This window comes from Arthrobacter ginsengisoli, from assembly GCF_031456935.1.
GTDB classification, from domain to species: domain Bacteria; phylum Actinomycetota; class Actinomycetes; order Actinomycetales; family Micrococcaceae; genus Arthrobacter; species Arthrobacter ginsengisoli.
The window spans coordinates 1-22,628 of record NZ_JAVDVQ010000034.1; the positions used below are offsets into that span (position 1 = coordinate 1).

A 22,628-nucleotide genomic window follows, 5' to 3' on the forward strand; every position below is an offset into this window, starting at 1 on the left:
AGGAGAAAGCGCTGAACATCGATGTCTTCGCGCCCGTCCGCGAGGACTACCTCAGCCTCTGCGAACACCAAGGATACGAACAATGAAAGCAGTACGCTCCACAACCCCCGGCGGTCCCGAAACCCTCATAGTTGAAGAACTCCCACGTCCCGAGCCACAGGCCGGAGAGGTCCTCATCCGGGTGGCGGGAGCCGGGCTGAACCGGGCCGACTCACTCCAGCGCAGGGGGCGCTACAACCTGCCGCCCGGCGCCTCGGACATCTTTGGAATGGAGGTCTCCGGAACCATCGCAGAAGTGGGCCCCGGTGTCAGCAGCTTCGCGCCGGGCGACCAAGTCATGGCATTACTGGCATCGGGCGGATATGCGGAATACGTCGCCGTCCATGCCGGTCACGTCCTGCCCGTCCCGGAGGGAACCGATCTGCTCGAGGCCGCAGGGATCCCGGAAGTGGCAGCGACGGTCATCTCCAATGTGTGGGGCACGGGCCGATTCGCGCCCGGCGAGACCGTTCTGATCCACGGAGCCACCGGCGGCATCGGAGTCTTCGGCATCCAGCTCATCAAGGCCCTTGGAGGACGGGTGGCAGTCACCGCATCCACCAGCGAGAAGCTCGAGGCCGCGCGTGACCTCGGTGCGGATGTCCTGATTAACTACGTGGAGGAGGACTTCGCCGCAAGGATGATCGCTGAGGGCGGGGCGGACATCATCCTCGATACCGTCGGAGGACCGTACCTGGGACGCAACGTCGATGCCCTGGCTCCCTTCGGGCGGATCGTGACCATCGGCATGCAAGGCGGGACCGAGGGGAACCTGAATTTCGCAGCCCTCATGAAGAAAAAAGCCTCCGTCTCAGGGACCCTCCTGCGCGACCGCTCACCGGAGCAGAAGACCCAGATCATGGCAGAGGTGGCCCGCCTCGTCGTGCCGCTTCTGGAAGCCGGCGACATCAGGACGGTCACCGAGCGGGTCTACCCGCTCTCCGACGTGGCCGCAGCGCATGCCTACTTCGATACCAAGGGCCACGTCGGCAAGATCGTACTGGACTGCCGCCACACCGATTAAAGCCATGTCCCGCGGCCCGCGCCCCGAGACCACTTGTTCTAGACGCCCGATCCGGCGGGATCCTATGGGGCACCGTATGCACGCGTGCTCGTGAATGCACGGTGCCCCATGTGCCCGCCCGCAACTTCCCAGCTCGACCTTGCATCACCCGCGCAGTCACAAAAGGCCTAGATCCCACCGCCACTAGTAAACCCCCGGCATCCCCTGGCTCGGCGAGATACCTGCGCACTGGAGGCTTGGCGCGGTCAAACCCGCTATGACATGCTCTTCGGAAAGATGCTGCAGCGGGAGCAGGAAGTCGAACCGACACTTTCCTGCCCTTCCTCAAAGCGGCAAACTTCAAGTCGGGCAACTCGCATACAGCGACGATAGTTAAATGTGGTTCTCACACGTCGAAGTAAAGGCCTCGTCACTGCGGGAAGGCGACATCCTTGTAGTCGAGGGCGGATCGAGTGGGCAATCGGATCTCGTAGAGAATGACATTCCGAACGCCGGACTTGAGAAATCGCTAAACCCAGGACGGGCAAGAGCAGGGATCCCCGCAGCAACGCGGCGACGCTCCAGCGAAGGTCGAACCACGAGTCGCTCGGTAGCGACCGGGCACCGCCATCGTGGACCGTCTGAACCCTCCTTGCCCGCCGACGAGGTTTCCAGGCCCCGACGGGTAACCAACCGACCTAAACTGCGCGAGGAACAGTCGGGTTATAGCTGGTGACTCCGCCCGGCGACGATCCGGTGACCTTTCGATTGTCATACGAATGTTCCGGGAAGGATTTTGGCCGGCGCGGGTAGTGAATCCCGTTGCGGCAAATGCGAGCCCCCCCCTTCGTGGGCCACCTGAAGGCCCTCCGTCCGCAAGCCGCGCCCACGCTACAGCCGGCGACGCAGGGGCGCGCAAGGCCTCGCAGCACCGTCCTCCGCCGCCGGGCGGGGAAGCATTGCCAAAGAGACGACCCTCGGAAAAGGACTCATACGTTTGAACAGAAAGACCCCCGGAATCTTGCGGATTCCGGGGGTCTTATCTGTAGCGGCGGGGAGGCTCGATCTCCCGACCTCACGATTATGAGTCGTGCGCTCTAACCAACTGAGCTACGCCGCCATAAATGAGGAAAACCTGCGCTAAGCCGGTCAAAAACCGCCTTGACACAGGCCCTCATTCAGAGCCCCCCACCGGAATCGATCCGGTGACCTCGTTCTTACCAAGAACGCGCTCTACCACTGAGCTAGGGGGGCAACGAGTAAATACTTTACCGGAAGATCCCGCTGCCAACAAATCGGCGCCGGAACGGCCGTCTATGCGTCAAAATTGGCGGAAATCCGGGGGTCCAGGGGCCCAACAGGGTGCTGCAGGCCGTCCTGCGGCACCGCAGGGCGCCCGGATGTGACCAAGGGAACTTAACGAAGAACGGGCCGGCTGGAAGGCCGGCCCGTTCTCAGGGTGAATCAGTGCCTAGCAGCTGATGGTTACCACTTGTTGCGGGGCTTGAAGCCGCCTTCGGTGCGCGGCTTGCGGGCCGCGTCGGTGCCGACGCCACGCTCGTTGCGGTCGCTGAAGGAGCGTCCGCCACGGTCAGCGGAGGACCGCTCGCCGTCGTTCTTGCGGAATTCGCGCTTGAAGCCGCCGTTGCCCTTGAAGTTGCCGCCACGGTCGCCGCCGCCGGAGAATCCGCCGCGGCTGCCGCCCTGGTAGCTGCTACGTTCGCCGGAGGGCTTGCGGCCGTTGTCCAGCTCGAGGTGGATCAGCTCGCCGCCGATCCGGGTGCGGGACAGTGCCTTCAACTGGTCGGCGCTCAGGTCCGCCGGGAGCTCCACGAGGGAGTGGTCCGCACGGATGTCGATGCCGCCGATCTGGGCCGAGGAGATGCCGCCTTCGTTGGCAATGGCGCCAACGATGGAGCCCGGCATAACGCGCTGACGGCGTCCGACGGCGATCCGGTAGGTGGCATTGCCTTCGGTCAGGGTGCGGGTCGGGCCGCGTGAGCCGAAGCCGTCCTTGGCGCGCTCGCGCTTCTGGAATTCAGGAGCGGCGGGCAGTTCCTTGACCAGGAGCGGCTGGCCGCCCTGGGCCATAACGGCCAGCGCAGCGGCGATCTCCGAGGCCGGCACGTTGTGCTCTTCCTCGTAGGAGGAGATGAGGTCGCGGAACGCCGCAACATCCTCGGACTCGAGGGTCTCGGTGATGCGCTCGGCGAACTTGCCCAGGCGCAGCGTGTTGACCGTTTCAGCGGTCGGCAGGTGCATCTGCTCGACCGGCTGGCGGGTCGCCTTTTCAATGGAGCGCAGCAGGTACTTCTCCCGCGGCGTCATGAAGAGGATCGCGTCACCGGAACGGCCTGCACGGCCGGTGCGGCCAATGCGGTGCACGTAGGACTCGGTGTCGTGCGGGATGTCGTAGTTGACCACGTGGCTGACACGCTCGACGTCGAGCCCGCGGGCCGCAACGTCGGTGGCGACGAGGATGTCGATCTTGCCGTCGCGCAGGGCCTCGACCGTACGCTCGCGCTGCTGCTGCGGGATGTCGCCGTTGATGGCGGCAGCCTGGAAGCCCCGTGAACGCAGCTTGTCGGCCAGGTCCTCGGTAGCCATCTTGGTCCGCACGAAGGCAATGACGCCCTCGAACTCTTCGACCTCGAGGATGCGGGTCAGCGCGTCGAGCTTGTGCGGGCCCATGACCTGCAGGTAGCGCTGGCGGGTGTTGGCACCGGTTGTGGTCTTGGACTTGACCTGGACCTCGGCCGGGTTGTTCAGGTACTGCTTGGACAGCCGGCGGATCTGGCTGGGCATGGTGGCGGAGAACAGTGCAACCTGGCGGCCTTCGGGGGTCTGCTGGAAGATCTGCTCGACGTCCTCGGCGAAGCCCATGCGGAGCATCTCGTCGGCCTCGTCCAGCACCAGGTACTGGAGCTCGGACAGGTCGAGGGAGCCCTTGGCGATGTGGTCGATCACGCGGCCGGGGGTACCGACAACCACCTGGGCGCCGCGGCGCAGGCCGGCGAGCTGGGGGCCGTAGGCGGAGCCGCCGTACACCGGCAGGACGGTGAAGTCATCGATGTGCTTGGCGTAGGAGGTGAAGGCCTCGGCGACCTGGAGCGCGAGCTCACGGGTCGGAGCCAGCACCAGGGCCTGGGTCTTGCGTGACGGGCCGTTGAGGTCGTGGAGCTCGGCCAGGCGGGACAGCGCCGGTACTGCGAATGCTGCAGTCTTACCGGTGCCGGTCTGGGCCAGGCCCACGACGTCGCGGCCTTCGAGCAGCAGCGGAATGGTTGCTGCCTGGATCGGGGACGGCTTCTCGTAGCCGACGTCCTGCAGGGCGGCCAGGACGCGGCCGTCGATGCCGAGGTCAACGAACTTGACGCCCTCCTCGTCGTCCTCGTCCTTGGCCGGGGCGGCCTTGGTCTCGGCGGGGGCAGCCTCGGCGACGTGGGCGTCAGCCTGGGGTGCGGTCTCGGCAGCGGCCGGAACCTCCACGGGGGCAGGAGCCTCGGTGAAGACCGGGGCGGAGCCGGCTGCGGGGGCAGCCGTTTCAGAAATCTCGACGTCGTTCTGAAGGGTTTCGGTTTCGACGGAGTTGTTCTGATTTTCGGGCATAGGTGAAATATCCTCATCCATAGGGGCCAAGCGGCACAACCCGAGGTGAGCGGAGCCGCAGTACGCGTGACGCAAAATCGCCGGGCATACTTTGACCGGCCGGTCACATAGAAGCCCGGCGCTTTCGCAATCCCGTGGCAGGACTTCCCGCTGCAACTCTTGGCTGCTATCCCAGCAGTCTGTACAGCGTTTTCTTTAGCCGGCTCTCCCTATGAAAATGCCCGCATCTCAATTGCGCGGGCCCCAACACTTACCAGTCTTGCCTCAAGAATTGGGCAGGAAATAAGGGATTTCCGGAGTGGGGGATAGTTCAAGTGTAGGGCATGGATCCGCGCTTGGGTAACCCGACGGGCCCGCGACGGCGGTGAGCTTGCGCACACGGGCCCCGGTTCCGCTACACCCCGAGGCCGCGCTGCAGCTTCTCGAACTCCCCGCGGTACTCCGGCTGGAGCCGGATTTCGCCGTCGGCGTCCGCGTCCTGCAGGGCCTCCATGTCCGCGAGTGTGGGGTCGCTGAACCACTTGCCGACAGTGACTCCATGGGTGGGGAGGAAGATCCGGTGGATGTGGTCCCCGGCCTGGATGCTGCCGACCCGCACCACCCGCAGGTAGGTCCCCACCCGCCCCGCGTCACCGAACCGTTTCACCCAGTGCGGCTCATGCATCCGCCGCTGGAAGGTGGCGCAGGGGGTGCGCGGCGAGGTCACCTCGACTTCGACGTCGAGTCCGATCTTCCAGCGTTCGCCGATCAGGGCATCGGTGGCGCTGATGCCGGCGACGCGCAGGTTTTCACCGAAGATCCCGGGCGGCAGTTCACGGCCGAGCTCGGCGGCCCAGTAGTCGGCGTCGTCCTGGGAGTAGGCGTAGAGCGCCTGGTCTTCGCCGCCGTGGTGGACGCGGCTGGCCTGGATGTCGCCGTGCAGTCCGAGCGTGTGCACCCTGACCGGTCCGGCCACGGGCCGTTTGTCGATCGCTGTCACGCCGACACTTCCGGGATCGTCGAGCAGCTGGTGTACGCGGCATACGGCGAGAACAGTAGCGATGTCCATGGCACCAGTGTAGGCCCGGGCCTCCGCGCGACGCTCCTGCCCAGTTACTTTCCGGTCCACCACGCGAACACCCTGCGACACCGGCGTGTTGGCCAGGATCCGGGCCGGTGCCCGGAAGTAACTGGGCGGGAAGGGCGGGCCGGCGGCTGCGCCGAGACCGTAGGATGCTGGAATGAGCAATGAGGCTGGTTTTCCCCCTGGATCTGAAGGAACAGACGTGTCCGACGTCCTGGCGATCGATTCGCTGCTGAGCGCCGACGAGCTGGCCGTCCGGGAACGGGTCCGCGACTTCACCGAGCAGCGGATCCGTCCGGGCATTGCGGGCTGGTACGAGGACGGGGTCTTCCCGCTCGAGCTGGCCCCGGAACTGGGCGAACTCGGGGTCCTCGGCATGCACCTGAAGGGCTACGGCTGCCCGGGCCGCTCCGCCGTCGAATACGGCCTGGCGGCGCTGGAGCTCGAGGCCGGCGATTCCGGCATCCGCACCTTCGTCTCCGTACAGGGCTCGCTGGCCATGACGGCCATCCACAAGTGGGGCTCAGAGGAGCAGAAACTTCAGTGGCTCCCCCGGATGGCCGCCGGCGAACTGATCGGCTGTTTCGCGCTGACCGAGCCCACCGCCGGCTCCGATCCCGGCTCGATGAAGACCTTCGCCCGCCGTGACGGCACCGGGGACGACGCCGGCTGGATCCTGGACGGCGCCAAACGCTGGATCGGGCTCGCCTCGGTGGCGGACGTGCTGGTGGTGTGGGCGATGACCGACGACGGTGTCCATGGTTTCCTGGTCCCCGCCGGCACCGCCGGGGTCACCGCGACGCCGATCGGACAGAAGCTCTCGATGCGCGCCTCGATCCAGTGCGATGTCACGTTCGACGGCGTCCGGCTCGGCCCGGAGGCCCTGCTCCCGGCAGCGCGCGGCCTGCGCGGCCCGTTCAGCTGCCTCAACGAGGCGCGGTACGGGATCGCGTGGGGTGCGATGGGCGCGGCCCGGGACTCCTACCAGGCCGCGCTGAAGTATGCCCAGGAACGGCTGCAGTTCGGCCGGCCGCTCGCCGGGTACCAGCTGACCCAGGAAAAGCTTGTGAACATGCTGCTGGAGATCCAGAAAGGCACCCTGCTGGCGCTCCAGCTGGGCCGGCTCAAGGACGCGGGGAAGCTGCGGCCCGAGCAGATCTCGCTGGGCAAGCTCAACAACGTGCGTGAAGCCATCACGATCGCGCGGGAGGCCCGGACCATCCTGGGCGGGAACGGGATCACGCTGGACTACTCGCCGCTGCGGCACGCCGCCAACCTCGAGTCGGTGCGCACCTACGAGGGCACCGACGAGGTCCACACCCTGATCCTGGGCCAGCACATCACCGGGCTGGCCGCCTTCCGCTAGGCCGGAACGGGCACGGGTTCCTTCGCGCCGGCGTCCTTGCGGATGGTCGCGCTGATCACGGCGGCGACGGTGCACATCGCGGCCGCGCCGAACCAGGCGTAGGTGTACTGGCCGGTGGCGTCCCGGATGGCGCCGGCGGCCAGTGCCGCCGCCGCCGCGCCGAGCTGGTGGGCCGCGAAGACCCAGCCGAACACGACGCTGCCGTCCGCGCCGAAGACCTGGCGGCAGATGGCGGCGGTGGGCGGCACGGTCGCAACCCAGTCCAGCCCGTAGATCACGACAAACACGATCATGCTGGGCTGGACGGTGGCGCTGAGCAGCAACGGCAGCACCAGCAGGCCAATGCCGCGGAACTGATAGTAGACCGCCAGCAGGATCCGGGGATTGAAACGGTCGGTCAGCCAGCCGGAGGCGATGGTCCCGACGATGTCGAAGATTCCGACGACGGCCAGCAGGCCGGCCGCCGTCGTCTGGGACATGCCGTGGTCGTGGGCGGAAGGAATGAAGTGAGTCCCGATCAGGCCGTTGGTGGTGGCGCCGCAGATCGCGAACCCGGCGACGAGGGCCCAGAAAGTGCGCACCTTGCTGGCCCGCTTGAGCACCTGCAGCGCCCGGACGGCGGCATTCCGGTGCGGTACGCCGGCGGCGACCTGCCCGGGCTGGGGTCCGGGGCCGGTCCCGGATCCCGGCTCCGGCTCCGGTTCCGGTTCCGGCTCGGCACCGTACGGCAGCACGCCGGCTTCGGCCGGAGAGTTCTTCAGGAACTTCAGCACCAGCGGCACCACCGCGAGGGCGCCGGCGGCGATCAGCAGCGATGCCTGCCGCCAGCCCGGATCCTGGGCCAGGGCGGCGATGAACGGCAGGAACACCAGCTGCCCGGCGGCACTGCCGGCGGTGAGGATGCCGATCACCAGCCCGCGGCTCTTCACGAACCAGGTGTTCGCGATGGTCGCTGCGAAGACCAGCGCCATGGACCCGGTCCCGAGCCCAATCAGCAGCCCCCAGGTCAGCAGGATCTGCCAGGACTCGTTCACCAGCACGGTAAGGGCGCTGCCGGCCCCGATCAGCACGAGGGCCACGGCGGTGACCGCGCGGATGCCGAAGCGTTCCATCAGGGCCGCGGCGAAGGGGGCGGTCAGGCCGAAGAGCACCAGGTTGATGCTGACCGCGGCGGAGAGCACGGTGGTGGACCAGCCGAATTCGCTCTGCAGCGGCACCATCAGCACCCCCGGCGCGGCCCGGAAACCCGCGGCGCCGACGAGCGCCAGGAACGCGACGGCGGCGACCGTCCAGGCCGGGTGGATCCTCCTCCGCCTGGGAGCGGGAAGCAGGGTGGTTTCGGGGGCGCTCATGCGGCGGTTCCGTTTGCGTGGGTGGCGGTGCTGGCTGAGGGGGCGGCGGCAAGGGGCACGGGATCCGGGGTTCTCGTGAGGCTGTGCCAGCTGGTGTTGTGGGCCGTGAGCCGCTCCCCGCAGGCGGTGCAGCTGTCCGCGGAGGTGGTGCGTTCGCCGCAGCCGGTGTGGATCACGTACATGTGGGCCTGCTCGGACGGCGCCGGCAGGTGCTTTTCGGCCCAGAGCACGACGGCGTTCAGCACCGGCAGGGCATCCTCCCCCTTGGCGGTGAGGACGTACTCCTGGCGGGTTCGGCCGCCGTCGTCGTACGGCTGCCGGCTGAGCAGCCCGGCGTCGACGAGGGCCGTGAGGCGTTTGGTGAGGATGGAATCGGCTGCCCCCAGCCGGGACTTGATCGCGTCGAAGCGGCCGTTGCCGAAGAAGACCTCGCGGAGCACGAGCATGCCCCACGGATCGCCGAGGATGTCCAGGCCGCGGGCCATGCTGCAGTTCCGCTGGGACCAGTCTGATCGAAGTGCCATGCCGACAAAACTAGCTGACTATCTTCAAGAAAGCCAGAGTTTTTTTCGTCGAGATGGCAGTTCGCGGCAATGTTTTGCGAAAACACTGCCGTGAAATGCGCACTCGCGGCACGCGCGCGGCGGGGAACCGGCGGAGGCTGCGCGTTAGCGGAGCGCGGCGCGGGAGGGCCGGTAGGCCAGCGCCCAGTACACCAGCATGGCCACGCCGCAGAGCACGCCGAGGCTCGCCACGATGAGCTGCCACTGGGTCTCCGGGTCTTTGCCCCACTCGGCCGCCCCGGCCATGACCGAGAGGTACTTGGGCGTCAGATAGAAGGCGAGGGCTGAGAACGCGACGATGATCCAGCCGGCGAGCCGCATCCGTCCGTTCCGGGACGGCACCCGGTGGATCGCGAAGCCCATGCACGGCAGCGCCACGGCCATCCACACCCAGTGGTGGGACCAGGACACCGGGCTGACCAGGAGCATCAGCACGGCGGTGGCGGAGACCGCGACGAAGTTCTCGTCCGCGTCCACCGCCCACCTGATCACCAGCGCGGCCAGTGCGGCCAGGGACAGGGAAAACACCAGCCACACCATGCTGGTCAGGTCGGAATCCGGCAGGCCCAGGTGCAGCAGCAGGCCCTTGACCGAGAGGTTGTCCACGTAGGCGGGCCCGCCGATCCGTCCGGTGTCCGGCAGGATCTTGGTCCAGAACGTGAGCGAGGCGCCGGGCAGCATCGCCCAGGCCAGCACGATCGAGCCGAAGAAGCCGGCCGCCATCCAGCCAAGGGCCTTGAAGTCGCGGCGGACCAGGAAGTACAGTCCGAAGGCGAGCGGGGTCAGCTTGATGCCGGCCGCGATCCCGATCAGCAGTCCCGCCGGCCAGCGGATCTCCCCGGCCCGGGCTTTGCCGTAGAGCGCGAAGTCAGCCAGGATCAGGCCCATCAGGATGATGTTGATCTGGCCGAAGTCGAACGTGTCCCGCCAGGGGCCCAGGAGCAGGATCGCCGCGGTGCCGGCCAGTGCCACGGCCCGGAACCGCCAGTCGGCGAAGGCATCCCGCCAGCGGCCGAGGCGGAAGTAGTGCCGTGCGAGCCAGGCGGACACGATGCCGGCGCCCAGCAGCGCCGTGGTGATGAACACGAGGCCGCCGCCGCCCCGGCCCAGCGTCGCCATGGCCGCGAACAGCAGCGCCGCGAACGGCGGATAGGTGAACGGCAGTCCGTCCCGCGCCGCATAGAGCTCGTTGACGCCGGTCTCGCCGGTCAGCAGCACCCGGCTGCCGCCGTAGAAGTAGACCTCGAAATCGTTCAGCAGCGGCTTGTAGGACGAGTACAGCACCACCAGGGCGACGGCGACGGTGAGCGCGCCGGCCGCCGTCGCGAGCCAGCCGCGCGGGGTGGAGGGCGTGGTGGAGGGCGGGGTGGAGGGCCTGGCCCTGGTGGTGGTTGTCACGGGTGCTTAGCTGCCTGACCCGCCGGCCGCGGATGCGATCTGCGAGAAGGCCTGCTCGAGGTCGGCGATGAGGTCCTCAACATCCTCGATGCCGCACGAGAGCCGGATCAGGTTGACCGGGACGGCCAGTTCGGTGCCCTTGACCGAGGCGTGCGTCATCTCCGAGGGGTAGTTCATCAGGGATTCGATGCCGCCCAGGGACTCCGCGAGGGTGAACACCGAGGTCGATTCGGCCACCTTGCGTGCCGCGGCCTCGCCGCCCTTGAACTGCACGGAGATCATCCCGCCGAACTTCTTCATCTGCTTCTTCGCCAGCTCGTGACCGGGGTGCGTGGGCAGTCCCGGGTAAAGCACGGCCTCGACCTCGGGGCGCTGCAGCAGCCACTCGGCCACGGCCTGGGCGTTGTCGCTGTGCCGGTCCATCCGGACGCCGAGGGTCTTGAGCCCGCGGGTGGTGAGGAAGGCGTCCATCGGGCCCGAGACGGCACCGACGGCGAACTGGACGAAGCCGATCTTTTCGGCCAGCTCCGCATCGTTGACGATGATGGCGCCGCCAACGACGTCGGAGTGCCCGCCGATGTACTTGGTGGTGGAGTGCACCACGATGTCGGCGCCGAGCGCCAGCGGGTTCTGCAGGTACGGCGAGGCGAAGGTGTTGTCCACCACGAGGAGGGCACCGGCGTCGTGCGCCAGCGTGGCGAGGGCAGCGATGTCGGTGATCTTCATCATCGGGTTCGACGGCGTCTCCACCCAGACGAGGCGGGTCTTGTTGGCTGCCACGGCCGTGGCGACGGCGTCAAGGTTGGACATGTCCACCGGGGTGTTGCCGATGCCCCACTCCCCCAGCACCCGGCTGATCAGCCGGTAGGTGCCGCCGTACGCGTCATTGCCGAGCACAATGTGGTCGCCCGGGCGGGTGAGGGCGCGGATCATCGAGTCCTCAGCGGCCAGGCCCGAGCTGAAGGAGAACGCGGCGGTTCCGCCTTCCAGCGCGGCGAGCTGTTCCTGCAGCGAGTCGCGCGTGGGGTTGGTGCCGCGGCCGTATTCGTAGCCGGCCCGCAGCACGCCGATCGCTTCCTGGGCATAGGTGGAGGAGAAGTGCACGGGCGGCACGACGGCGCCGGTGCGCGGCTCGAACGCCTGGCCGGCATGCACGGCGCGGGTGTTGAAGCCGGCGATCGGTGCGGAAGAGCTTTCTGGCAAAGACATGTGCGTTCCTTTCGGCCGGCCGCCGGGCGCCCCCGGGAGGGCGCTCCGGTGTCCGGGTCGGTTGCTGGGGTCAGTTGCTGGTTGCTGCGGTCAGTTGCTCAGGTAGGCGAGCAGGTCGTGGCGGGTCAGGATCCCCACCGGGGCACCCACGAACGTCACCATCAGGGTGTCCGCGTCGGAGAGCAGCTCGCGGGCGGTCGAGATCGATTCGAGCGAGCCGATCACCGGCAGCCGCTCCCCCATGTGTTCGGAAATCTTGTCCGAGAGTTTGGCCTCGCCGCGGAAGAGCTTCGCGGTCAGGGTGCGTTCGTCGACGGCGCCGAGGACCTCGCCCATCACCACGGGCGGTTCCTGGGACAGCACCGGGATGTGCGAGACGCCGTACTCGTTCATGATGTTGATGACATCGCGAACGCTCTCGTTGGGGTGGATGTGCACGAGGTCCGGCAGTTCCCCGGTCTTGGCCTTGAGGATCTCGCCCACGGAGGCTTCGTCGCCGCTGGCCAGGAAGCCGTAGGAGCGCATCCATTGGTCGTTGAAGATCTTGGCCAGGTAGCCGCGGCCGGAGTCCGGCAGGATCACGACGACGACGGCGTCCTCCGGCAGGTCCTTGGCGACCTGCAGGGCGGCGACCACGGCCATGCCGGAGGACCCGCCCACGAGCAGGCCTTCCTCGCGGGCGAGCCGGCGGGTCATCTCGAAGGAATCGGCGTCGCTGACCGCGATGACGTCATCCGGGACGGACTTGTCGTAGTTGGCCGGCCACATGTCCTCGCCGACTCCCTCGACGAAGTACGGCCGGCCGGTGCCGCCGGAGTACACCGAACCTGCCGGGTCGGCGCCGATGATCTTGACCCTGCCGCCGTCGGACTCCGCGCGGTCGGCGGAGACTTCCTTGAGGTACCGGCCGGTGCCGGTGATCGTGCCGCCGGTGCCGGCGCCGATCACGCAGTGCGTGATCCGGCCGTCGGTGTCGTGCCAGATTTCCGGGCCGGTGGTTTCGTAGTGGCTGGCGGGGGCGGCCGGGTTGGAGAACTGGTCGGGCTTGTAGGCGCCGGGGATCTCGGTGACGAGCCGGTCCGAAACGCCGTAGTAGCTCTGCGGGCTGTCCGGGGGGACGGCGGTGGGGGTCACCACGACCTCGGCGCCGTAGGCCTGCAGCACGGCGCGTTTGTCCTCGCCGACCTTGTCCGGCACCACAAAGATGCAGCGGTAGCCCTTCTGCTGGGCCACGAGGGCCAGTCCGACGCCGGTGTTGCCGGAGGTGGGTTCCACGATGGTGCCGCCGGGCAGGAGTTTGCCGGTGCGTTCGGCCTCCTCGATCATCTTCACCGCGATGCGGTCCTTGATGGAACCGCCGGGGTTCAGGTATTCCAGCTTCACCAGGACTGTGGCCCCGATGCCGTTGGTGACGTGGTGGAGCTTGACGAGCGGCGTATGGCCGATGAGGTCCAGAACGGACTGGGCGTACTTCATAGGTACAAAGTTACCGTCTCCGCCCGCCAGCGGTGGCCCCGGGCGCCGGGCGGGGGCCACGCACACCCCGCCTTAGGCCCCGATGTCGTTCGCTCCGGCAGCCGCGCCGCCCGAATCCCCGGCCGGGGCCGCGTTCTGCCAGAGGCCAAGGATGTTGCCCTCCGGATCCCTGAAGTAGGCCGCGAAGCCCATGTCCATCACGGCCTGCTTGGGCCGGACGGTGCTGCCCCCGAGGCCTCCGATCTTCTCCAGGACCGCGTCGATGTCCTCCACATCCACGGTGATGACGGGGGACCTCAGTTCGCCTTCCCGGGCGAACATTCCGCCGTTGATCGAGCCTGCCTCCGCCGGCATGCCGCTTTCGTCGGTGGGCGTGGTCATCACCATGCTGTAGCCAATGTCCGGCATGGTGTTGATGGTCCAGCCAAAGGCCGATTTGTAGAATTCCCGCGCCCGTTCCTCGTCATCGGCGGGGATCTCGAAGTGCACAACGCGTCCAGCCATTTGAGTCACCTGTCCTCTGCAGCCATGGCGCGGGCGGTCCACGCCACAGGGAGATTTTAGTCCCGTGCAGCGTTCTGCCACAGGCCTACGATGTTGCCCTCGGAGTCCTTGAAGTAGGCGTTCCAGCCCATCCCCGGAACTTCCATCTTTTCCCGGTAGGTCGATCCGCCCAGCGCCGTGATCTTCTCCAGCGCCGCGTCGATGTCGTCCACGTCCACGGTGACCACCGACGTCGAGATCCCCTCCTCCCGCTTGAACAGGCCGCCGTTGATGGACCCGGGCACCGTGGGCCGGCCCTGGTCATCCATCGGGGTGGTCATCGCCAGGCTGTACTTCATCTCCGGCATGACCTCAAAGCCCCAGCCGAACGCCGAACTGTAGAACTCCCGTGCCCGGTTCTCGTCGTCCGCGGGAATCTCGAAATGTACTACTCCACCAGCCATCACATTCTCCTAAGGAACAGGGTTTCGGGCCCAGGGGCAGGCGCTGGCGTCCACGCCACAGCCGGAGTCTAGCCCCGGCGGCGGCGGGGGCTAAGGGCCCAACGGCCCGTGCTGCGGATGCCGGCGGCACGGCCACTGTCAGCCGTTCGTGGAATCATGGTCGGATGACCATTGCAGATGTCCCCGCCGGCTTGGCCGCCGCCGCGGACGCCTCAGTGCGGTGGCACCCGGGAGGGCCCTTCGACCTGTTGCAGACCATCGGCACGCTCCAGCGGGGGAACGGCGATCCGTCCATCCGCCCGGCGCCGGACGGCCTCTGGCTGGCCTTCACAACGCCCTCGGGTCCGGCCACGCTCCGCCTGGCTGCGGCCGGTCCGCCGGGGGAGCACGCCGTCGAGGTCCAGGCCTGGGGACCGGGAGCAGCCGCGGCCGCCGGTTCCGCGCCGCGGATGCTGGGCCGCGACGACGACTGGTCCGGCTTTGATGAGCCCGCTTTCCACGCCACGCTCCCCCGGATGGTTGTGGAGGCCCGGCGCCGGAACCTGGCCGTGCGGCTGCCCGCCACCGGCCGGCTGATCGATTCCCTTGTTCCCACGATCCTGGAGCAGAAGGTGACTGTGGTCGAGGCCCGGCGCGGCTACCGCTACCTGATGTACCGCTTCGGAACCCCGGCACCCGGTGCCGGCACGGTCGCGCCCGCCAACCTGATGGTCCAGCCCACCGCCGAGCAGTGGCTGCGCATCCCGTCCTGGGAATGGCACAAGGCCGGGGTGGGGCCCCAGCGTTCGGCCACCGTCATGCGTGCGCTGCGTTCCGCCGTCGCGCTGGAACGGCTGGCCGTGCTCCCGGCCGCGGAAGCCGCCGCGAAGCTGCAGACCATACCCGGCATCGGAGCGTGGACCGCGGCGGAGGTCGTGCAGCGCACCCACGGCTGCCCGGACTCGATTGCGGTGGGCGACTACCACCTTGCGGCGTATGTGGGCGCGGCGCTGACCGGCCGCCGGACCGACGACGCCGGGATGCTCCGGCTGCTGGCCCCGTGGACCGGGCACCGGCAGCGCGTGGTCCGGATGATCGGCCTCAGCGGCTTCCGCAAACCGACCTTCGGCCCGCGGATGACCATCCAGGACCACCGCGGCCACTAGGGCATCCTTCGCGGACCGGGCCGTCCCCGGCCTGTGGACGACCCTGCCGGTTGGGTATAGCGTGGCGGAATGGTGCCCGGCAGCCAGGGCGCCCGGGCCTCACATTCCTGGAGTACCAGTGATCCACACCCGGAAACTCACGAAGAACTTCCTCGTCAAGAAGGAAACCATCGAGGCGGTCAAAGGCATCGACCTTGATGTGGCCCCGGGCGAACTCCTGGCATTCCTCGGCCCGAACGGCGCGGGCAAATCCACCACCCTTCGGATGCTGACAACCCTGCTGAAACCCACCTCCGGCACCGCCACGGTTGCCGGCCTGGACGTCGCAACGGATCCTGCCGGGGTGCGGGCCAGGATCGGCTACATCGGGCAGGGCACCGGCGGGGGCCATAGCTTCAGGGTCATCGACGAGATGGTCATGCAGGGCCGCTTCTACGGCATGAACACTGCGGACGCGCTGGCCAGGGCTGACGACTTGCTCAAATCCCTGGACCTCACCGAGCTTGCGAAACGGACGGTCATCAAGCTCTCCGGCGGCCAGCGGCGGCGGATGGACGTGGCCCTGGGGCTGATGCATTCACCCCGGCTGCTGTTCCTCGACGAACCGTCCACCGGCATGGATCCCCAAAACAGGGCAAATCTCTGGGAGCACATCATGCGCCTGCGTGCCGAACACGGAACCACCATTGTGCTGACCACGCATTATATGGACGAGGCGGATGCCATGTCCGAGCGCGTGGTCGTGATCGACCACGGGACAATCATCGCCGATGACACTCCCGCACGGCTCAAGGCGGATCTGGCCGGCGACCTGCTGGCCGTGGAAGTGGCAGCGGGTTCGGCAGCCGCGGTGCGCGGCCTGCTGGAGCGGACCGCCACGGAAGGCGATGTCGACGAATCAGAGGACGACGGCGTGGTCCGGTTCCGGTTGCGGCTCACCCATGGTTCCCGGCTGGCCCCGGACCTTCTGAGGAAAATGCACGACGCCGGCGCACCCGCGCTGTCCCTGGAACTGAAGCCGCCAACCCTGGATGACGTGTTCCTGGAACTGACCGGGCGCAGCCTGCGGGAAGGAGCCAAGGTCTGATGCCCGGGCGGATCCTGAGGGACACCTGGCACGTCTTCCTGCGCGAGATGCTGCTTCCCCTGCGGGACCCCTTTTCGCTGGTCTTCTCCCTGCTTCAACCGCTGATATTTCTCGCCCTGTTCGGGCCCCTTCTCGGATCCGCCGTGGGCTCCCCGGCCTTCGGGGGACAGTCGACGCTGCAGTGGTTCCTGCCCGGCGTCGTGGTCATGATCGCGCTCTTCGGCACGTCCATGACCGGCTCCAACCTGCAATACGAACTCATGACGGGTTCCTACGAGCGGATCCTGGCCACACCGTTGTCCCGCTCCTCGCTGATGATCGGGCGGGCGCTCAAGGAGTGGGCCCCGCTGGTCGTGCAGGGCCTCCTGATCGCGATAGTCTGTGTGCCTTTCGGCTTCGTCTTCTACCCGCTGCATGTGGTGTTCGGACTGATTATCCTTGGGATCTTCGGCATCGGCCTCGGAGCGCTGTCCTATTCACTTGCCCTGGTTTCCCAGAGCAAGGAGTGGATTTTCTGGGCCGTCCAGCAGACCCTGCTGTTCCCGCTGATGATCCTGTCCGGCATTATGCTTCCCATCGAGGCCGGGCCGGACTGGATGCAGGTGGCGAGCCTGTTCAATCCCCTGACGTACCTTGTCAACGCCGAACGCGAACTCTTCGCCGGGGCCATCGGGGTGGACACGCTGGCCGGGCTGGCCGCCGCCGGCGTGAGCGCCGCCGTCGGGCTCTTCGTGGGCATCCGGGCGGTCAACCGGAGCTCGAATTAGAGGCCCAGCCGGGCTACTGCCTCCTGCCGCATGTCCACCTTGCGGATCTTGCCGGAGACGGTCATCGGGAAGCTCGCGCGCACGTCCACGTAGCGCGGGATCTTGTAGTGCGCCAGCTTCCCCCGGCAGAACTCGGCCAGGCCCGCGGCGTCCAGCGGGGCGGCGCCGGGCTTCAGGATGACGCAGGCCATCAGTTCCTCGCCGTACCTGGCATCCGGAACCCCGATCACCTGCACGTCCTGGATGTCCGGATGGGTGTACAGGAACTCCTCGATCTCGCGGGGGTAGACGTTTTCCCCGCCGCGGATCACCATGTCCTTGATCCGGCCCTCGATCACGAGGTAGCCGTCCTCATCCATCCGGGCCAGGTCGCCGGTGTGCATCCAGCCCTCGGCGTCGATCGCCTCCGCGGTCTTGTCCGGCTGGTTCCAGTACCCCTTCATCACGGAGTACCCGCGGGTGCACAGTTCGCCGATTTCGCCGCGCTGCAGTACCGCCCCGGTCACCGGGTCCACCACCTGGCTCTCCAGTTGCGGCATGGTCCGCCCGACGGTCTCGGTGCGCTGCGCCATGGTGTCCACGCTTCGGGTCATCGTGGAGACCGGCGAGGTCTCCGTCATGCCATAGCAGATCGCCACATCGGACATGTTCATCTCCGAGATGACGCGGTTCATCACCTCGATCGGACACAGCGAGCCCGCCATCACCCCGGTGCGCAGCGTGGACAGGTCATAGGAGGCGAAGTCCGGCAGGGCCAATTCGGCGATGAACATCGTGGGCACGCCGTACACCGACGTCCCGCCGAAGTCCTGCACCGCCTCCAGCGCCGCGGCGGGCGTGAACCCCCGGCCAGGAATGATGGTGGCGCAGCCGTGGCTGAGGGCGGCCAGGTTCCCGATCACCATGCCGAAGCAGTGGTAGAACGGCACCGGCAGCACCACCCGGTCGTGCTCGGTGTACTCCAGCAGCTCACCGATCGAGTGGCCGTTGTTCAGGATGTTGTGGTGCGAGAGCGTGGCCCCCTTGGGGAAGCCGGTCGTGCCGGAGGTGTACTGCAGGTTGACCGCGTCGTGGGGGTCCAGTTCGGCCATCCGCGCCCGCAGCGCGGAATGGGCGACGTCGTCGGCCCGCTTGAGCAGCTCCGCGAACGTCCGCTCCGCCTCCGATTCGGGGACGCCGGCGGTGAGGGCCGGCAGGCCGGCGTCGGGGAGGAACACAAGTTCGCGCAGCTCCGGGCACTCGGCCAGCGCCTGCCGGGCCATGCCGGTGTAGTCGCTGTTGGCGTCCGACGGCGCCGCGACGAGCATCCGCATGCCGTTCTGCTTGACCACAAATTCCAGTTCGTGGCTGCGGTAGGCGGGATTGACGTTGACCAGGATCGCCCCGGCCTTGGCCGTCGCGTACTGCAGAATGGTCCACTCGGCACAGTTCGGGCTCCAGATGCCGATCCGGTCGCCCTTGGCCACGCCCAGGGCCAGAAGCGCGCGGGCCACCCGGTCGACGTCGTCGTTCAGCTTGGTGTAGCTCCAGCGACGTGCCTCTTCGCCCGGCACCGCTGCAGCCTCGATCAGGGCGTCCTGGTACGGGAACCTGGCCACGATCCGTTCGAAGTTGTCGCCGATGGTTTCCTCGAGCAGCGGGACGTCAGTGTCCCCGGCTGTGTATGCAAGCATGGTGTGACGCTACCAACACTCGGCCGGCAAGAGAAGACCAAAGCTTGGATGTCCTACGAAATTATCGGGACAAAAAGCCGCGGCCCGGTATGGTAAAAACCATGAGTGCACCCATTGACCTTCAGGCCATCTTCATTCCCAACGACGGCGAGTTCTTCCGTGTGAAGCTCGCGCTGGAGATCGCGATCGACGAGGTCGTCAACGAACCCGGCTGCATCCGGTACGAACTCACCGAGGCCAGCGAGGACCGGCTGGTCCTGACCGAACAGTGGGCCTCGCAGGAGGACCTGGACAAGCACTCGAAAGGCACCGCGGTCCAGGACCTCAATGAGTCCCTGAGCGCCCTGCTGGCCGAGCCCGTCAGGCTCGTGAAACTCTAAGCGGACCCAACCACAGACAAGACAAAACAACGCGGGGTCACTGCGCGCCCATTAATCCGAAGATTATGGGCGCGCAGTGACCCCGCGTTGCTGTTGGCCGGTGGGTTGCTGTTCGCCGGTCAAGGGGGCGATTAGGCCTCCGGGATCTGGCTGCCGTCCTGCTTGCCGGCCGCTGCTGCCTCGGCCTGGGACCGGGCCACATGGGCGTGGACTTCCTCCATGTCGAGCGCCTTCACGGCGTCCACGACCTGCTCCAGCTGCTGGGCATTGAGCGCGCCCGGCTGCGAGAACACGAGCACCTTTTCGCGGAACGCCATCAGCGTCGGGATCGACGTGATGCCGGCCTCGGCGGCGAGCTGCTGCTCTGCCTCGGTGTCCACCTTGGAGAAGACGACGTCCTGGTGCTTCTCGGAAACTGCGGCGTAGGTGGGTCCGAACTGCTTGCACGGGCCGCACCATTCGGCCCAGAAATCGACGAGGACAATGTCGTTGTCCTCGACGGTAGATGCGAACTGTTCACCTGTAATGTCTACGGTAGCCATGGGTCAACGGTACGCGAGCAGCCACGGCTTGTCCCCTGCATTTCGCTGTTGGCACAGCCATGTGACGGCCACCGCGTACGGCTAGGCCCAGGCGTGGGGCGCCGGCCGCCGCGCCCCGGGCAGGGCGTTGGTTTCGCGCCACTCGTGGATCCATTCGGGCAGTTCCAGCCCCGCTGGCGGCGCACCGAACTCACGGATGATGTCCGCCTGGCTGACCGGTTTTCCCCTGCTGACCAGGCGCGTGGCGATGAAGGCCCGGGCGTAGATTTCCCCGTCCACCACCATGCGCTGCTCGAAGTAGATGGCTTTTTCGTCGAGGCCGATGATCTTCGTTTCGATCGTGTACCGCTGCCACAGTTGCAGCGAGCGGCGGAACGCGATGGTCTCCCCCGCGGCCACGGGGCTCCAGCCGCGGCGGCGCATCGCTTTCCAGGTTCCGCTGCGGGCCATCAGGTCGAACCGGCCGAGGTCCATCAGGGAAAAATACATTCCGTTGTTGACATGCATCGCAATGTCGATGTCGGTCGGCAGGACCTTCAAGGGCAGCGACGCGGTGTCCCAGATGCTCAACGGGGAACGGCGCGAGGACGTGAACAGCAGGACAAGCGTGCGCAGGAGCAAATGCATGGAAGGTATATTACCCGCGAGTAACTCCACCGCCAAAGGGCGAAGCGGCGGGCTGTGTGGCCGGGTCCGGAATGGGCGCTTCACGGAGTACCTGGATCGCGCACCGTTGCGTGCAAGTCCGTATTACCCTTGCCGGATGACAACAGACCTGACCGTCAGGAAGGCCGTAGTCGCCGACGCCGCCGGCATTGCTCAGGTGCACATCCAGGCCTGGCGCGAGAGCTACGTCCACCTGCTGCCGGCCGCCGTCCTCGCGGGGCTGCAGCGGCGGCCGCGGGAAACAAGATGGCGCGAAACCATCGCCGCGGGCGCCTCGGATGTCTGGGTGGCGTGCGCGGGGACGGACATCGTCGGCTGGGCGAGCGCCGGGCCCGGACGCGATGACGACGGACCCCGGCCCCGGGAACTGCAGGGCATCTACGTGCTGGCCAGCCATTACGGCTCAGGGGCAGGCCAGCTGCTGCTGGACGCAGCCATTGGCAACGGCGGGGCGCACCTTTGGATTGCGGAGGATAATCCCCGCGCCTTCGCCTTTTACCTGCGCAACGGTTTCGTCCCTGACGGGGCCACTGCGACGCATGAACTGGCCGGCACTCCGGTCCGGATTCTGCGGATGGTCCGCTGAGCCGTGCCGGTCGGCTGCGTTCCCCTTAGTACAGGATCCGCTGGAAAAGAATGTGGTCCTGCCAGCCGCCGGCGATGTTGAGGTAGGCCGGGGCCACCCCGATCTCCGCGAAGCCGGCGCGTTTGAGGATCTTCTGTGAGGCGGCGTTGTGCTGGAGCGTGGCGGCCTGCAGCCGGTGCAGGCCCAGGTCGTCCCGCGCCGCGCCGACGGCGAACGCGACCGCCGCGGAGCCGATCCCCCGCCCGTTGTAGTCCTTGTCCACCCAGTACCCGAGGTGGGCGCTGAGGAACGGTCCCCGGACGATGCCGCTGAGGGTCATCAGCCCCACAATCGCCTCGCCGTCCGTCAGGACCCATGGGACATCGGATCCCGCGATGAACAAGGAAAGCTTGGACTGAACGCTCATCATTTGGCCGTCTACAGTGAAAAACTCCTCGGCCCGCAGCGGTTCCCAGGGCGCCAGATGTTCGCGGTTACGCAGGTAGGCGGCGCACATGGCTTCCACGTCGGAGGCTCGCAGGATCCGGATCCGGACGCTGCCGGCCAAGGGCGTACTGTTGCCGGTCATCCGGAGCTCAGCCCGGTGCCAGTGCGGCCGGAGTGAACTCAGCCGTCGTCGTCATCGTCGTCGTCGTCGTCTTCGCTCGAATCCGTGCCCCGGACAATCACGCTCGCGACACCATTCAGGTCCATCAGCGGCAGGACCAGGTTGCGCAGCGGATGACGGCCGAAGAAGCGGACCTCCATCGAGACCATCGGCTTCTGCTGATCCCCGGTCCTCCGGGTGCGCAGGATCGAGGAACTGAAGCCCATGGTGGTGGCGATTTCGAGGATCTGCCGCAACACGCCCTGGCCGTCGGCGTAATCGATGTGCATCACGCGGTTCCGGTCCACGGAGGGGATTTTGCGGACCGCGGGGGCAATCACGAACAGTGTCACGAGGTGGAAGATCGTCAGCACGACACCCAGGGAGACCATGCCGGCGCCGCAGGCCATGCCCACCGCGGCGGACACCCAGATGGTGGCGGCCGTCGTGAGGCCGCGGACCACGTCCCGGCCCTTGAAGATGACGCCGGCGCCCAGGAATCCGATCCCGCTGACGATCTGGGCCGCGATGCGGGACGGGTCGAGGACGGCTCCGGGCTCCATCACGAAGGCGAAGCCGTAAGCGGACACGAGGGTGAAGGCGCACGAGCCGAGCCCCACCAGCACATGGGTCCGGTAGCCCGCGCTCTTTTGCCGGACCTGCCGTTCGATGCCGACCAGCGAACACAGCACGAATGTCGCGAGCAGCAAACCGGCTTCCACCAGGCTTGTGTCGGTGAAGAATGCGAACATGCCGCCCACCTTCCCTGTACCCGCCGGTCAGTGGCGGGCCGGCGCGAGAGAACTCACGCTATGGCTGACTCTAGCAAGGCCTCCGTCACTCGTCGCCGGGATCTGTTGCGGGGCCGCTGCCCGGCCCGTCGTCGGGCGTCCCGTCGTGGCCATCGACGCTGTACGGCGCGCGGGGCGCCCCGGAGTACAGCTCATCCAGGCGTTCATTCAGGGCGTGGGCGAGGATGTCGCGCTGAAGGGCGGGCAGGGCCATGGCGCCGTGGATATACGCCTCGACTTCGAACTGTCCGGCCTGGCCACCCAGCGTGAAGTACCTCAGCCAGAGCTCTTCAGCGCTGACATCGGCGTGGCGAAGCGACTCGGCGAATCGCCGGCGTTGCTCGCTCTCCTCGTCGCCCAGGGACATGCGGTCGTCCTAC

Annotated in this window: 22 protein-coding genes and 2 tRNA genes; 7 read left to right on the forward strand and 17 right to left on the reverse strand. The window is 67.2% G+C overall.

The genetic code is table 11. From position 1 onward, the window contains the following. Positions 1 to 82: 82 nt before the first annotated feature. Positions 83 to 1,063 carry an NAD(P)H-quinone oxidoreductase gene (locus tag J2X01_RS20465; protein ID WP_310061890.1) on the forward strand — a complete coding sequence of 327 codons (981 nt, stop codon included), beginning with the start codon at positions 83 to 85 and terminating at the stop codon, positions 1,061 to 1,063. Between the two features lie 1,025 nt (positions 1,064 to 2,088). Here the strand turns inward: J2X01_RS20465 and J2X01_RS20470 are convergent. From J2X01_RS20470 to J2X01_RS20485, 4 genes are all read right to left on the reverse strand, one after another. Continuing rightward, positions 2,089 to 2,162, reverse strand: a tRNA-Met gene (locus J2X01_RS20470). 62 nt (positions 2,163 to 2,224) lie between these two features. Beyond that, positions 2,225 to 2,296: transfer RNA gene (locus J2X01_RS20475), tRNA-Thr, on the reverse strand. A gap of 231 nt (positions 2,297 to 2,527) precedes the next feature. After that, positions 2,528 to 4,651 (reverse strand): DEAD/DEAH box helicase, encoded by a 2,124-nt coding sequence (locus J2X01_RS20480; RefSeq protein ID WP_310061892.1) that lies wholly within the window; start codon positions 4,649 to 4,651, stop codon positions 2,528 to 2,530. A 394-nt stretch (positions 4,652 to 5,045) separates the two neighbouring features. Then, a complete protein-coding gene (locus J2X01_RS20485) occupies positions 5,046 to 5,699 on the reverse strand; it encodes an MOSC domain-containing protein (protein ID WP_310061895.1) in 654 nt (217 codons plus the stop codon). A gap of 172 nt (positions 5,700 to 5,871) precedes the next feature. On the opposite strand from J2X01_RS20485, the gene J2X01_RS20490 reads away from it, so the two are divergent. Further along, positions 5,872 to 7,080 (forward strand): acyl-CoA dehydrogenase family protein, encoded by a 1,209-nt coding sequence (locus J2X01_RS20490; RefSeq protein ID WP_310061898.1) that lies wholly within the window; start codon positions 5,872 to 5,874, stop codon positions 7,078 to 7,080. Here J2X01_RS20490 and J2X01_RS20495 read toward each other — a convergent pair. The 7 genes from J2X01_RS20495 to J2X01_RS20525 all read right to left on the reverse strand — a co-directional run bounded on the left by J2X01_RS20495 (position 7,077) and on the right by J2X01_RS20525 (position 14,025). Next, positions 7,077 to 8,432, reverse strand: a complete 1,356-nt coding sequence (locus tag J2X01_RS20495; RefSeq protein WP_310061902.1) for an MFS transporter — start codon at positions 8,430 to 8,432, stop codon at positions 7,077 to 7,079. The genes J2X01_RS20490 and J2X01_RS20495 overlap by 4 nt on opposite strands. After that, positions 8,429 to 8,956: a winged helix-turn-helix transcriptional regulator gene (locus J2X01_RS20500; RefSeq protein ID WP_310061904.1), complete on the reverse strand. Its 528-nt coding sequence runs from the start codon at positions 8,954 to 8,956 to the stop codon at positions 8,429 to 8,431. Before J2X01_RS20500 ends, J2X01_RS20495 begins: the two co-directional genes overlap by 4 nt. A 144-nt stretch (positions 8,957 to 9,100) precedes the next feature. Continuing rightward, positions 9,101 to 10,393, reverse strand: coding sequence for a glycosyltransferase 87 family protein (locus J2X01_RS20505; RefSeq protein ID WP_310061907.1), 1,293 nt, complete (start codon positions 10,391 to 10,393; stop codon positions 9,101 to 9,103). Positions 10,394 to 10,399: 6 nt separating this feature from the next. Continuing rightward, positions 10,400 to 11,602, reverse strand: a complete 1,203-nt coding sequence (locus tag J2X01_RS20510) for a cystathionine gamma-synthase (protein ID WP_310061910.1) — start codon at positions 11,600 to 11,602, stop codon at positions 10,400 to 10,402. 90 nt (positions 11,603 to 11,692) lie between these two features. Further along, positions 11,693 to 13,078, reverse strand: coding sequence for a cystathionine beta-synthase (locus J2X01_RS20515; RefSeq protein WP_310061913.1), 1,386 nt, complete (start codon positions 13,076 to 13,078; stop codon positions 11,693 to 11,695). Between the two features lie 72 nt (positions 13,079 to 13,150). After that, complete coding sequence (locus J2X01_RS20520; RefSeq protein WP_310061916.1) at positions 13,151 to 13,582, reverse strand: VOC family protein; 432 nt, start codon at positions 13,580 to 13,582, stop codon at positions 13,151 to 13,153. A 56-nt stretch (positions 13,583 to 13,638) separates the two neighbouring features. Continuing rightward, positions 13,639 to 14,025, reverse strand: coding sequence for a VOC family protein (locus J2X01_RS20525; protein WP_310061919.1), 387 nt, complete (start codon positions 14,023 to 14,025; stop codon positions 13,639 to 13,641). Positions 14,026 to 14,189: 164 nt separating this feature from the next. Between J2X01_RS20525 and J2X01_RS20530 the strand changes: the two genes are divergently transcribed. From J2X01_RS20530 to J2X01_RS20540, 3 genes are all read left to right on the forward strand, one after another. Next, positions 14,190 to 15,170, forward strand: a complete 981-nt coding sequence (locus J2X01_RS20530; protein WP_310061922.1) for a DNA-3-methyladenine glycosylase family protein — start codon at positions 14,190 to 14,192, stop codon at positions 15,168 to 15,170. Positions 15,171 to 15,288: 118 nt separating this feature from the next. Next, positions 15,289 to 16,257: an ATP-binding cassette domain-containing protein gene (locus tag J2X01_RS20535; protein ID WP_310061925.1), complete on the forward strand. Its 969-nt coding sequence runs from the start codon at positions 15,289 to 15,291 to the stop codon at positions 16,255 to 16,257. Continuing rightward, a complete protein-coding gene (locus J2X01_RS20540) occupies positions 16,257 to 17,024 on the forward strand; it encodes an ABC transporter permease (RefSeq protein ID WP_310061927.1) in 768 nt (255 codons plus the stop codon). Before J2X01_RS20535 ends, J2X01_RS20540 begins: the two co-directional genes overlap by 1 nt. Here J2X01_RS20540 and J2X01_RS20545 read toward each other — a convergent pair. Next, positions 17,021 to 18,697, reverse strand: coding sequence for an AMP-binding protein (locus J2X01_RS20545; protein ID WP_310061929.1), 1,677 nt, complete (start codon positions 18,695 to 18,697; stop codon positions 17,021 to 17,023). The two genes, J2X01_RS20540 and J2X01_RS20545, sit on opposite strands and share 4 nt — an antisense overlap. A gap of 101 nt (positions 18,698 to 18,798) precedes the next feature. Here J2X01_RS20545 and J2X01_RS20550 point away from each other — a divergent pair, with 101 nt between their 5' ends. After that, on the forward strand, positions 18,799 to 19,077 hold the full coding sequence (locus J2X01_RS20550; RefSeq protein WP_310061931.1) for a putative quinol monooxygenase: 279 nt from the start codon (positions 18,799 to 18,801) through the stop codon (positions 19,075 to 19,077). Positions 19,078 to 19,208: 131 nt separating this feature from the next. Here the strand turns inward: J2X01_RS20550 and trxA are convergent, their stop codons facing one another. Both trxA and J2X01_RS20560 read right to left on the reverse strand, forming a co-directional pair. Further along, a complete protein-coding gene (trxA, locus tag J2X01_RS20555) occupies positions 19,209 to 19,619 on the reverse strand; it encodes a thioredoxin (RefSeq protein ID WP_310061934.1) in 411 nt (136 codons plus the stop codon). A gap of 81 nt (positions 19,620 to 19,700) precedes the next feature. Continuing rightward, positions 19,701 to 20,246 carry an acyl-CoA thioesterase gene (locus J2X01_RS20560; protein ID WP_310061938.1) on the reverse strand — a complete coding sequence of 182 codons (546 nt, stop codon included), beginning with the start codon at positions 20,244 to 20,246 and terminating at the stop codon, positions 19,701 to 19,703. A gap of 136 nt (positions 20,247 to 20,382) precedes the next feature. Here J2X01_RS20560 and J2X01_RS20565 point away from each other — a divergent pair, with 136 nt between their 5' ends. After that, positions 20,383 to 20,871: a GNAT family N-acetyltransferase gene (locus tag J2X01_RS20565; protein ID WP_310061940.1), complete on the forward strand. Its 489-nt coding sequence runs from the start codon at positions 20,383 to 20,385 to the stop codon at positions 20,869 to 20,871. A gap of 25 nt (positions 20,872 to 20,896) precedes the next feature. Here the strand turns inward: J2X01_RS20565 and J2X01_RS20570 are convergent, their stop codons facing one another. The 3 genes from J2X01_RS20570 to J2X01_RS20580 all read right to left on the reverse strand — a co-directional run bounded on the left by J2X01_RS20570 (position 20,897) and on the right by J2X01_RS20580 (position 22,615). Further along, positions 20,897 to 21,439 (reverse strand): GNAT family N-acetyltransferase, encoded by a 543-nt coding sequence (locus J2X01_RS20570; protein ID WP_310061943.1) that lies wholly within the window; start codon positions 21,437 to 21,439, stop codon positions 20,897 to 20,899. A 38-nt stretch (positions 21,440 to 21,477) separates the two neighbouring features. Continuing rightward, a complete protein-coding gene (locus tag J2X01_RS20575; RefSeq protein WP_310061945.1) occupies positions 21,478 to 22,209 on the reverse strand; it encodes an MgtC/SapB family protein in 732 nt (243 codons plus the stop codon). 85 nt (positions 22,210 to 22,294) lie between these two features. Continuing rightward, positions 22,295 to 22,615, reverse strand: a complete 321-nt coding sequence (locus J2X01_RS20580) for a hypothetical protein (RefSeq protein WP_310061948.1) — start codon at positions 22,613 to 22,615, stop codon at positions 22,295 to 22,297. Between the last annotated feature and the right edge of the window lie 13 nt (positions 22,616 to 22,628).